This is a genomic window from Candidatus Afararchaeum irisae, from assembly GCA_034190545.1.
Classification (GTDB): Archaea; Halobacteriota; Halobacteria; order Halobacteriales; family Afararchaeaceae; genus Afararchaeum; species Afararchaeum irisae.
Window position 1 is genome coordinate 19892 of sequence record JAXIOF010000036.1, and the last position, 11994, is coordinate 31885.

Genomic DNA, 11994 nt, shown 5'->3' on the forward strand with positions numbered 1-11994 from the left:
AAGATCGGATAGCGCAAACGAGGCGGTATCTGTAACCGGAGACGGAGACGGAGACGGAGACGGGGGCAGGTGTTAAGGAGATGTCCCAGACCTCCCGTATCCGAACCCTCGTGGTCGACGACAGTTCTTTTTTCGCCAACATGCTCTCAGAGGAGCTTGAGGAGAAGTACGGAATGGAGACCTTCTGTGTCACAAGCGGGAGCGATGCCCTCGGAATGCTCTCTGAGACCGACATAGACTGTGTCGTGAGTGACTACGACATGCCGGGTATGGACGGACTCGAACTACTTCAACGTCTCCGCGAGAGAGGTATCGAGATACCGTTTCTCCTGCTTATGGGAAGAGGCGACGAGGAGGTCGCGAGTGAGGCGTTCAGCGGCGGCGCGACCGACTACCTCCTCAAGCTTGAGATAATGGAGGACAACGAGTACAGACGTCTCGCCAACACGATCGAGAACGCCGTCTCACAGCACCAGACACAGAAGAAGTACGAGCTACTTCTGAGTAACACTCCCGACTACATAGCCCAGATAAGCCGAGACGGTGAGCTTCTCGCCGTGAACCCGGCTATGACGGACGCATTCGGCGAGAAGGAGTCGGATCTCATCGGAGAGTCGGTATCTGACCTGATGCCCGAAGGAGTCGGAGAGATGAGGCTTGAGATGGGACGTGAGGTCATAGACGAGAAAGAGACGAAGACCTACGAGGACAGCTACGAGGGAAGGTACTTCCACAATATATTCGTCCCCGTCGATCTCCACGGTGAGGAAGAGAGCTTCCAGATGATCTCACGTGACATAACACGCAGGAAGGAGCGTGAGAAGGAGCTAGAGCTTCAGAACGAACGCCTCGACGAGTTTGCGAGTGTGGTCTCACACGACCTCCTCAATCCCCTCAACGTCGCACAGGGACGTCTCGAGTTAGCGCGCGAGACGGGAGACGACGACGAGTTCGACGAGGTCGAGGAGGCTCTCGAGAGGGTCGAGAACATAGTCAGCGACGTCCTCGACCTCGCACGTCAGGGTCAGACTGTCGGAGAGACCGACGAAGTAAGTCTCAAGGAGACTGTGAGGCAGGCATGGAGAAACGTACATACGAAGGACGCCTCAGTCGAGATAGACGACAGACTCGGAACCGTTTCAGCCGACGAGAGCCGTCTGCGTGAGGCACTCGAAAACCTCTTCAGGAACTCGGTCGAACACGGCGGCGACGACGTCAGCATACACGTCGGAAGCATAGAGAACGGATTCTACGTCGAGGACGACGGTGAGGGAATATCGGACGAAGAGAGGGAGAACGTCTTCGACCACGGCTACACGACTACCGACGAGGGCACCGGGTTCGGTCTGTCGATAGTCGAAAGTATCGTCGAGGCACACGGATGGGAGATCGAACTCGAAAGCTCGGACCTCGGCGGTCCGCGGTTCGTCGTGAACACGAGGTAGAGAGAGACCACCACTTAGACGTTGTGTCAGTCCTTCCGCATTTCAACTCTGTACGCTTGTCGGGCTCCGGAAGCCAAGGGATTAAATATATTTTAGGTCATATGTCTTCCCTTGTTGTCCTTGAGACAAAATATTCGGTATAGAACTTGGTTTTGTGGATATTGCAAAATTTTCACTCGTCTCCGTATTTAAAATACCTCTATTAGGAGGCATTTCTTATTCTTCGTATCACCGTGTTGTAGTAGACATGGTAGAGACGATAACAGCAGAAGAGCTGAGAGACCTCCAGGACAGCGACCAAGACTACGTCTTAGTCGACACGAGAAACCAGGAGGACTTCGAGAACTGGCACGTCGGCGGAGCCGTAAACGTCGAGTACTCGTACTCAGACAGTGAACTCAGAGGCGACTGGGACTCCGTCAAGGAAGAGTACGGCATAGACGAGGACACTCAGATAATCAGTATCTGTGCGAAGGGGAAGGCGTCGGAGGCTTTCGCAGACTACCTCGAAGACAGAGGCTACGACAACGTTAAGAGCGTCGACGGCGGCATGGAAGCGTGGGGAGCCGTCTACGACAAGACGAAGATAGCCACCGACAGGGACGAGATGGAGATAATACAGGTACAGAGGAGGTCGAAAGGCTGTCTCGGATACATAGTCGGCTGTAAGGAGACGGGAGAGGCGGCGGCGATAGATGTCACACGCCACAAGAACGAGTATCTCGACGCCGCCTCCGAACACGGCTACAAGATATCGGCGATATTCGAGACCCACATACACGCCGACCATCTCATGAAGGGCGCGCGAGAGCTACGTGACGAGCTCGACGTACCTTACTACCTCGGAAGCGAGGCGGAGACACGTAACCCGCAGTTCGAGTACGACCCCGTCGAGCCTAACGGCACCGTAGAGGTCGGCAACGTCAGTATAAAGGCGGTACACACCCCGGGACACACCACGGGATCGACGTCGTGGCTCGTCGAGGACGTCGCACTCATGACAGGAGACACACTCTTCGTCGAGTCGGTCGGACGTACTGAGCTCCAGTTCGAGGGTGCCGACGCCGAGGACGCCTCGGGCGTTCTTTACGACACCCTCCAGAACATGATGTCACAGCCCGACACGGTCAAGGTACTCCCCGCCCATTTCTCGGTCACAGACGACGGCGAGTTCATCGACGTTACTCCGGGACAGCCGATGACGGCGACAATCGGCTACATACGTCAGAACAACGAGATGATAAATATGGACAAGGACGAGTACGTCGACGCTGCCTTCGAGAACATGCCGTCGAAGCCTCCCAACTACGAGAACGTCATCGCTACGAACGAGGGCAAACGCGAGCTTGAGAGCGAGGAGGAGGCTGAGGAGCTAGAGCTAGGACCCAACAGGTGTGCGGCGACCGAGGAGAGCGTAGTCGCAGACGACTAACTAACTAATCCTCTGTTCGCGGCTCTTTCCGGTTTATTTCTAGGCTTCCCGAGACCTTCTGAGGCGAGGGTGGCTGTATCTGTATCCCCACGTCCTCAAACCTCTCCTTGACGCGCTGTGAGTACTCCGAGCGCACCTCAACCACGTTCGAACGATCGGGGTCTTTGAGCCAGACACGTGACTCCAGAGCGACGTAAGATCCCGCAAACTCCCTCAGGTAGACTCCGGGTTCGGGGCTTTCGAGTATCTCGTCGTGTGCAAACGCCTCCTGTATGAGTATCTCCCTCGCGGTGTCTATGTCGTCGTCGTAGTCTATCCCGAACTCGATTTCGAGACGAAGGTTCTGGTTCACCGAGACATTGGTGACCTGGTTAGCCACGAGCTGTGAGTTCGGAACCGTGACCTTCTCGTTGTTGAACTTACGTATACGTGTCGCCCTGTAGCCTATGTCGGTTATCGTCCCTTCAACCTCGCCGAACTTTATCCAGTCTCCGTAGTTGAGCTCGGTGTCGGCAATTATCACGATGCCGCTTATGAAGTTCGAGGTAACCTCGCGTGCGGCGACACCCACCGCGACCGTCGTGGCGGCGAGAACCACAGCCGACGCCGCGAGTATCTCCCCGAAGTCGGACGCGAGAGTCGACAGAATTAGAGCCACCACGAAGGCTAAGAAGTTGCCGAACCTCCTTACTGCGTACTTGAACCGTCTGTCGGCGTCTATGTAGACGAGGAGCTTCAGAAAAGCGGGCTTTCCGACGTGGACTCCGAGTGTATAGAGAACTACGAGTGTGAATATGAGAATCCCTATCTGTTGGATCAGACCCGTGTACTCCGATGCTATGCTCACGGGGTCTACGTCTACGTCTACGTCTACGTCTACGTCTATAGGGAGTATCTGGGTCTGGTCTGGGACGGTGTCGGAAACGCGGACTCTAACACACCGTCTTCCTACCGTCTCAAGGACGAAGAATCCATCGGCTGTAACTCTTAAGGTATCTCGACATCGTCTTCACACGACGGGACTTCGAGGAGTCCGCCGTTCGCCGCACTCGTCGCCATCGCTGCGTAACGTTCTAAGACGCCCGACGCGTCCTTCTCGACAGGTGACCAGTCCTCGGCGCGTTCTTCGAGGGTCTCGTCGTCGACTTCGAGCGAGAGGATGCCCTTGTCGACGTCTATCCTTATCTTGTCTCCCTCCTCGACGAGTCCTATCAGACCGCCCTCCGCCGCCTCAGGGCTGACGTGTCCTATCGCCGCGCCTCTCGTGCCTCCCGAGAAACGTCCGTCGGTGATCAGAGCGACCTCGCCCGAGAGTGTCGGCGAGCCGGATATCTTCGAGGTGGGCTCAAGCATCTCGGGCATTCCGGGTCCTCCCTTTGGACCCTCATACCGTATGACTATGGCGTCGCCCTTCTCTATCTCTCCGCCGTCTATGGCGTCGAGTGCCTCCTGCTGTGAGTCGTAGACACGTGCTCTCCCCGTGAACTGTCTCATCGAGTCGTCCATCGCCGCTGCCTTGACGACAGCACCCTCAGGTGCGAGGTTGCCCTTCAGGACGGCTAAGCCGCCACCGTCGTGTACGGGATCGTCGGCGGACTGGATCACCTTTCCGACCCTCTCCGCCTCGTCTATCCTCTCTCCTACCGTCTTTCCGTCTACTGTCGGACGGTCGAGATGTAGCTGATCCTGAAGCTGGGTCATCACACCGGGGACACCGCCGTCGTCCCTGAGATGCTCCATTCTCCACGTACCTGCGGGGCTCATATGTGCGAGATGTGGTGTCTTCTGGGCTATCTCGTCGAAGTCTGCAAGGCTTATGTCGACTCCCGCCTCCTGGGCTATAGCGGGGAGATGTAACATAGTGTTGGTACTTCCGCCTAAGGCGAGGTCGACAGCGAGTGCGTTCTCGAACGACTCATGTGTGAGGAACTCAGAGGGACGTATGTCCTCACGCACCAGACGGAGTATCTCCCTTCCGCTCTTCTGAGCTATGTCGTACTTACGTGTGTCGGTCGCTCCGTAGGTCGCACATCCCGTCCACGACAGTCCGAGAGTCTCGGTGACACACGCCATCGTGTTCGCCGTAAACATCCCCGCACACGAGCCCTCGCTCGGACACGCGTTACATTCGAGGTTATATAACTCCTCCCCCGACATCTCGCCCTCGTTGTACTTGCTGACTCCCTCGAAGACGGAGACGAGGTCGGCGGGCTCCCCCTCGAACTCCCCCGCCTCCATCTGTCCTCCCGTCACCATTATCGCGGGTATGTCGAGACGTGCTATCGCCATCAGCATGCCCGGGACTATCTTGTCACACGACGCGAGTGCGACTATTCCGTCGAACTTGTGAGCGTTAGCCATCAGCTCGACTGAGTCGGCAATTATCTCGCGCGACGGGAGGCTCGCCCTCATGCCGTCGTGTCCCATCGCTATGCCGTCGTCGACGGCTATCGTGTTGAACTCTAGCGGCGTTCCTCCCGCCTCCTCGACACCTTTCTTGACCTCGTGTGCGAGCTTGTCGAGATGGACGTGTCCTGGGACTATCTCGTTCCACGAGTTGGCGATCCCTATCAGAGGCTTATGTATCTCCTCGTCGTCTAGACCCGCCGCGCGGAAGAGGGAACGGTGGGGGGCGCGGTCGGCTCCCTCAGTCACCTCCGCGCTCCTTAGCTGTGAGTCCTTTTCCGTGTTAGATTCGCCGTCAGAGGCTTCCATACGTGAATTTCGCCCGCCTTTCTTAAAAGTCCGACCATCTTCTGACAGCGAGGGAATCCCGGCGTTCACGCCGGGCGGGAATCGCGTAAGCTCTGTGTGACGAACCACTGGCTACCCCATTAATGACTCCCCAACGTTGACGCGGAATATAAATAACATTTATACTGTCTCAAATATATATGGCAATTGTGGAGCTTCGCCGTACCGCCGTCGTGAAACTCGACGTTGACGACGATGCTTACCAACTCCTTCAACAGACGATAGACCGCTTCAAACAGGCCTCTCAGATGGTTGCAGACGACGGCTGGAACGGCACAGAAGACGGCTACATAGTCACGTCGAAAACTGAGTTACACGACCGGACATACGACGAAGTACGCGAAGCGACCGACAAACTCAACGCTGACCTTGTGTGCGCCGCTCGGAATCGAGCCGCTGACGCACTCGATTCTTGTGCCGAGAAACGCAAAAATGGTGATAATCCCTCGAAACCACAGTTCACGTCTGGTTCCGTCGTCTACAACCTCAACGCGATTACCTACTACGAGGAGTACGCCACGCTTGCCACTGTGGACGGCCGTATCGAAGCCGGATATATCCTACCTGACGAGGATGTACCACCGACAACCTATTTCTCCGAAGAATGGGAGAAACGTGAGGCGACACTGCATCACCGTGATGGCGATTACTACCTCCACATCGCTGTCGTGAAAGAGACTGAGGAAGAGCCGGAAGATGCCGAGAACGGAACGGTTCTCGGCGTAGACTTGAACGTGGATGGTTACCTTGCCGTCACTTCGACCGGCGCGTTCCTCGGCAACGCAGATTACCTCAACCACAAGCGGCGAGAATACGAAAAGCGGCGTGGACAGATGCAACAGGCTGGAACTCGGTCGGCCCACCTGACGATGAAATCACTCGGTGGGCGATTTGCCAACTGGAGTGAAGACTACCTGCACCGTGTTTCGAAGGCACTAGTGCAAGAGGCTCTCGCTCACGACTGTACGCATATCGCATTTGAGAAGCTGAAACATATCCGCCAACGCATCTCGAACGCGAGCAAGTTCCAACAGTGGGCGTTCCGTCGTATCCAAGAGTACACCGAGTATAAAGCCGCAGAGTATGGTATTGCGGTCGAGAAAGTTGCGCCTCGGTACACCAGTCAACGGTGTAGTCACGTTGACTGTAGCTTCACGCACGACGACAACAGAGACGGCGACGAGTTTTGCTGTCTGAAGTGCGACCGCGAGTACCACGCCGACTACAACGCCGCGAAGAACATCGCTCGGAAACTACTCCAGAACTGGCACAAGTCTGGTTCTGGAGGGGCAACCAGTCACCTTGCCCTGAAGTCGGGGACGTTGAACGTGAACGGCATTTTCACGCCGACCACTGTTTAGTGGTCAGAACGGGAGTTGTGAAATCAGAGATTTCACAATCCACAAGATCGAAGATCTTGTGAAGTCCACCGACAAGCCCCGTCCCGAATTCTCCGAATTCGCTGGCTCGGAAATCGAAGATTTCCGAACGTCCCGAGAACTTCGTTCTCGCGGGCACGTCAAACAAAGTTTGACGAACGCCGTTCACGGCGGGCGTAGGTGACGTCGGTCTGTACTGTCTTCACAAACCCAGTCTCAAGTAGAAGGTTTTTACGGGGGAAGTATCAAGCACGAACGCATGATACGTACCACATCAAACAGCAGAACCGCACACAGATATAGCTCGTTCGCCGTCAAGGAAGGTGTCATCTAAATAGATGAGCCGAGAGATGTCTACTACCGGAGTCCGCGCCGAGAAGCCTATTCTACGAAACTACAGCTACGGAATCTAAAGGAGAGCAGCGAGAGTTCCACGGGTTTCCGAAAACCGTAGGTTTTCGGCTTCGTGAATCATTGATTCACGGGCTACAAAATCAGAGATTTTGTAACTTTAGCAAATCTTCGATTTGCGAAACACCTGACCCGTGTTTTGCTGAACGTAGTGAAGCAAAGCAAGGAACGTTCGTGAATCTATGATTCACGAGCCTGCAAATCTCTGATTTGCAGACGTTAGTGACTGTGGGTGAATCGCGTCGAAGTATTTAACTAACCCTACGTTGTATAATGGTTGGAGGGTAATTATAGGCATCACAAAACCCTGAAGCATGGTGAGTCTTGTCTTGTCGTGCCGTGAGTGAAGTGGCATACGCCTACGGACAGTATGCAACTGCATACGCTCGCACGGACTGTGCGAGTGATAAACCTTCGGCGGTGATAGAAACCCTATCACGGAAGGTGAAGCCTGTTCGGGTGTTTGTTCCTCCACACGACCATTCAACATGGAAGTGCAGGCGGAATTAAATTCCGTTGCTCCGTTACGCTGGCATAGTGTCAGAGGATAGATACGGAAGCCACGGGTTTCCGAAATCTGTGATTTCGGCTTCGTGAATCAATGATTCACGGGCTGTGAAATCGTAGATTTCACAACTTTAGCAAATCCTTCGGATTTGCGAAACACCCGACCCGTGGTACTTCACTCACTACCACGATGTCATACTCGTACTCAGACATACAGAAGACGTTCCTGAGGAACCAGCATTTCTTCGTCTTCGCAGCACCCGTCGTGTTTATCGCGGCTGTCTACCTCTTCGCGCCGACATCGGTACCCGAGGGCACGACACAGGCGGAGTACTGGCTGAACTACTGGTGGCTCTTCCCGTTCTTCGTCCTCGGAGCCACGACGGTCAACACGGTCGGTATAAGCGGATCGGCTCTCTTCGTGCCGTTCTTCATATTCATATTCCCGATTCTGTCGCATCCCTTGGAGCCCGAGACACTCGTCAAGGTCGGGCTGATAAGCGAGGCGTTCGGTCTGTCGAGTTCGTCGATTGCCTTCATACGTTACGGACTCGTTGACAGACGTGTCGCAGTCGCTCTCGTCGGAGGATCACTCCCCTTCGTCGTCGGAGGCGCGCTCCTGTCTTTCGTGATACCCGAGGTAGTCTTCCATTCGCTTCTCGGGATAGCCCTACTCGCTTCGGCTTACCTCCTGTCAAGAACCGACCTGAGCCACGGACACGGTGACTCCTCCGAGACGTCGTGTGCGACTACCGACGGCGGCACTGCTTCGAACCTCCCCGACGACCCCGGAATGGTGGGTGATGCGGGAGTCAGGACAGACGAGGACGGCACCGTGACACGTGTCGACTGTGAGGGCGACGACTACAAATACGACAGGTCGGGCTACCTCAGACGGTTCGCCAACTACAGCATAGGAGGTACCTTCCAGGGACTCGCCGGATTCGGTATAGGTGAACTCGGCATCATATCGATGCTCAACACACGTGTCCCGATACGTGTAGCGATAGGTACCAACCACATAGTCGTGGCTCTTACCGCTATAATCGCCTCGGCGGTTCATATATTCGGCGGCGGCATAGTCGGAGGTCACTCGATGAACATAGCCTCGACGCCGTGGAACATGGTAGTCTTCACCGTCCCCGCGACCGTCTTAGGGGGACAGATAGCACCTTACGTCTCAAACGCCTTAGAGACCCAGACGATAAAGAAGTTCGTCTGTGGTCTCTTCTCGGTGATCGCAGTCGCTCTCTTCCTCATGGCGTCAGGAGGAATGTAGCAGTAAGCTGTCTTCTTCGTCTTCCTTTCCGTCTCTCTTCTCTTCAGTCCGGCTTCGGCAGAATGACTCTGACAGTGCTCCCCCGGGGCTGTCTCTCGGATATGTCTATCTTGCCGCCTTCCATCTTCACGAGCCAGTAGACGAGCCAGAGACCGAGACCGCTTCCGTGTTTGAGTGGTGTCTCCTCACCGTTTCTGAGAACCTCCTGTTCGTCGTCGGGTATTCCGGGACCGTTGTCGGATATGTCCACCTCTATCTCGTCGTCGCACTCGACTACGTCTATCTCGACTCTCGGATCACGTGTGTCGTTGTGTTCTACTGCGTTGTCGACTATCTCCTTTATACCCGTCTTGGTTCTCATCGAGACTGTGTATGGCTCCGACATGTCGGAGTCCCAGTATACCTCGGCGTCTTCGTGACGCAGAGAAGCCTTCTGTGTGATGTCTGTGAGAACCTCGTCGAGTCCCGCCTTACTGTCCGAGTCATCAGAGACCTCAAGCAGGCTGTTTACCCGTTCGGCTTTCTCGCTCAGGCTCTCTAGCTCGGAGGCTTTCTTCCTTATCATCTCTCCTATGCCCCGGCTCTGGCTCTCGTCGTCTATCATCTCGGAGTACCCGATTATGACGCTCAAGCCGTTTCTGAGGTTGTGGCGCAGAACCCTGTGCATCACCTGTAGTCTCTGCTGTCTGAGCATACGTGAGCTTATGTCGGTCTGTATAGCCACGAACTTGGTGGGGTCGCCGTCGGAGTCGGTGATGGGTGCTATAGTCTGGTGTGCGGTATAGAGCCTGCCGTCCTTACGTCTGTCGACGACCTCCTCCTCCCAGACATCTCCCGAGAGTATAGTCTCCCACAGGCTCTCGTAGTAGGAATCGTCCTGTTCGCCCGACTTGAGCTTTCTGGGAGTCTCTCCGATCATCTCGTCGGCTGAGTAGCCCGTGATTTCCTCGAACTCCGAGTTGACGTACTCTATAACCCCGTCGGTGTCGGTGATGTATATCGCATGTCCCGCGTGTTCGACAGCCTTCCTGAACATCTCAAGACGTCTCTGACGCTGTTTTCTCTCGGATATGTCCCTGAATGTGGCGTAGGCGAACTTCCTGCCGTCGACTTCGATGTTGGTCGATCTTATGCTCACGGGCTTCAGATCTCCTTCCTTCGTCTCTATACGGATAGGTGAGCCGTCTTCTCGCTCTGTTACTGTGACCGGATCCCCATCGGCTCTGTTACGTACAGAGTCGAACGCCTCGGCGTACTCCTGTCTCTTTTCGTCGGGATGTAGATCGGGCTGTCTCATACCCCTGAGTTGATCCTCGGAGTATCCGAAGAGGTCGGCAGTCTGTTGGTTGACCTCAAGTATGTCGCCCGTCTCGGCGTCCGCAAGCACGACTGCGTCGGGTGAGCCCTCGAATATCGACTCGTACTTCTTACGTGCCTTCTCGGCGTCTTCCCTAGCCTCCTCGGCTTCGTCGAGTGCCCTCAGGAGCCTCTGTTTCATGTTACAAGCCGACTCCGACATCAGACGCATTTCGGAGGTCGGATACGATACCTTTATGCTGTGATCAAGGTCGCCGTCTGCTATCCTCTTGGCGTCCTCGGCGAAGTCACGTATGGGCTCTGTCATACGTCTTGACATGTAGAGACCCGCTACCACGACTACAGCCGCTGAGACGACGGCTATCATCTCGACGGCATCCCTTATTCTTATTGCAGGGGCGAATATCTCCGAGGTCGGAACCGTGGCTACGGCGTAGTAGTCGCCTCCGCTCGGGAGATCGACCTGCTGGTACTCCGCGAACCACTCCTCAGAGCCGCGTGAGTAAGTGAAGCTACCATTTTCACCATCGACCCTGTCGGAGCCGATTATCCTGTACTCGTCGACGGAGGTGTTGAACGAGAGACTGGGGCTACGTCCGTTTGCGACGTATACGGGACCCAGTGACTCGCCCTCGGCGTTCGTGTAGTTGAGATCTATGAGAGCCGCGTATCCGGTGTCACGTATCTGGAGTCTCGTGATGGGCTGTGTGATCTGTTTTGCCTCGTAGTTGATTACGACGAGTCCGACACGTTCGCCGTCGACCTCGACGGGAGTAGCATACCTTATCGCGGGAGAGTCGGTCGCCCTAGCTATGTTTATTGACGAGACGAGACGTAGACGCCGTCGGACTCGACCTCGTCGGGATTCATCACTTTTTCGAACCAGATCTTGTCGCCCTTGTAGTCCTTAGTGTCCTCCTCGCCGAGTTTGTAGCCTGTGAGGACGTTACCGTCCTTCCAGAAGACACGTATCATGTCGATGTTGGGGTTGTCCTCACCGACGTCTTGGAAGAACTCCTGTGTCTCGTTGTACTCGGGTCTGCTGTCGAGGAGTCTCGGGTATGACGAGTTTCTCCCTTGTAGAGTCATGTTCGAGTACCTGTAACGTATCAGACTCCTGACAGACTCCTGTCTCTCGACCATCCTGACCTGTTTCTTGTAGAGTAGTGACCTCGTCTCTGCGTTCTCTGAGACCGACTCTATCTCAGTGCTCAGTCTCTCGACTGACTGATCCTTGAGTGCGTCCTGTGTCTGGTTGAGGCTGACGTAAGTGGTGAGAAACAGAGGTGTAAGTCCGATAAAGAGAACAGTAACCGCTATCCTGAACCCGAAGCTGTCTACTATGTCTTTTAACATCTCTTTGTTGTTGGATGCCCCGTGTCACAGGGACATATAATCGGACTCCTCCCGTCTTATCCCGGCGGTTCCTTGTACTCGTACTCATACTAATACGGCTCGTTGTACGTATAT

8 protein-coding genes are annotated in these 11994 nt (G+C 55.2%); 4 read left to right on the top strand and 4 right to left on the bottom strand.

The window, feature by feature from the left end:
• Nucleotides 1-80 precede the first annotated feature (80 nt).
• The gene (locus SV253_04825) at nucleotides 81-1445 is read left to right on the top strand and encodes a response regulator (GenBank protein ID MDY6775386.1); all 1365 of its coding nucleotides are present in this window, start codon (nucleotides 81-83) and stop codon (nucleotides 1443-1445) included.
• 247 nt (nucleotides 1446-1692) lie between these two features.
• The gene (locus SV253_04830) at nucleotides 1693-2877 is read left to right on the top strand and encodes a rhodanese-like domain-containing protein (GenBank protein ID MDY6775387.1); all 1185 of its coding nucleotides are present in this window, start codon (nucleotides 1693-1695) and stop codon (nucleotides 2875-2877) included.
• A 4-nt stretch (nucleotides 2878-2881) separates the two neighbouring features.
• On the opposite strand, the gene SV253_04835 is transcribed toward SV253_04830, so the two are convergent.
• Both SV253_04835 and ilvD read right to left on the bottom strand, forming a co-directional pair.
• Nucleotides 2882-3724 carry a mechanosensitive ion channel family protein gene (locus tag SV253_04835; protein ID MDY6775388.1) on the bottom strand — a complete coding sequence of 281 codons (843 nt, stop codon included), beginning with the start codon at nucleotides 3722-3724 and terminating at the stop codon, nucleotides 2882-2884.
• 140 nt (nucleotides 3725-3864) lie between these two features.
• Nucleotides 3865-5592 carry a dihydroxy-acid dehydratase gene (ilvD, locus tag SV253_04840; GenBank protein ID MDY6775389.1) on the bottom strand — a complete coding sequence of 576 codons (1728 nt, stop codon included), beginning with the start codon at nucleotides 5590-5592 and terminating at the stop codon, nucleotides 3865-3867.
• Nucleotides 5593-5771: 179 nt separating this feature from the next.
• On the opposite strand from ilvD, the gene SV253_04845 reads away from it, so the two are divergent.
• Together SV253_04845 and SV253_04850 are read left to right on the top strand one after the other, a co-directional pair.
• Entirely contained in the window at nucleotides 5772-6992 is a 1221-nt protein-coding gene (locus SV253_04845; protein MDY6775390.1) for a transposase, read from the top strand.
• Nucleotides 6993-8118: 1126 nt separating this feature from the next.
• Nucleotides 8119-9207 (top strand): sulfite exporter TauE/SafE family protein, encoded by a 1089-nt coding sequence (locus SV253_04850; protein MDY6775391.1) that lies wholly within the window; start codon nucleotides 8119-8121, stop codon nucleotides 9205-9207.
• A gap of 43 nt (nucleotides 9208-9250) precedes the next feature.
• Here the strand turns inward: SV253_04850 and SV253_04855 are convergent, their stop codons facing one another.
• Nucleotides 9251-10891 (bottom strand): PAS domain S-box protein, encoded by a 1641-nt coding sequence (locus SV253_04855; GenBank protein ID MDY6775392.1) that lies wholly within the window; start codon nucleotides 10889-10891, stop codon nucleotides 9251-9253.
• A gap of 449 nt (nucleotides 10892-11340) precedes the next feature.
• Nucleotides 11341-11880 carry a hypothetical protein gene (locus tag SV253_04860; GenBank protein MDY6775393.1) on the bottom strand — a complete coding sequence of 180 codons (540 nt, stop codon included), beginning with the start codon at nucleotides 11878-11880 and terminating at the stop codon, nucleotides 11341-11343.
• Nucleotides 11881-11994: the final 114 nt, after the last annotated feature.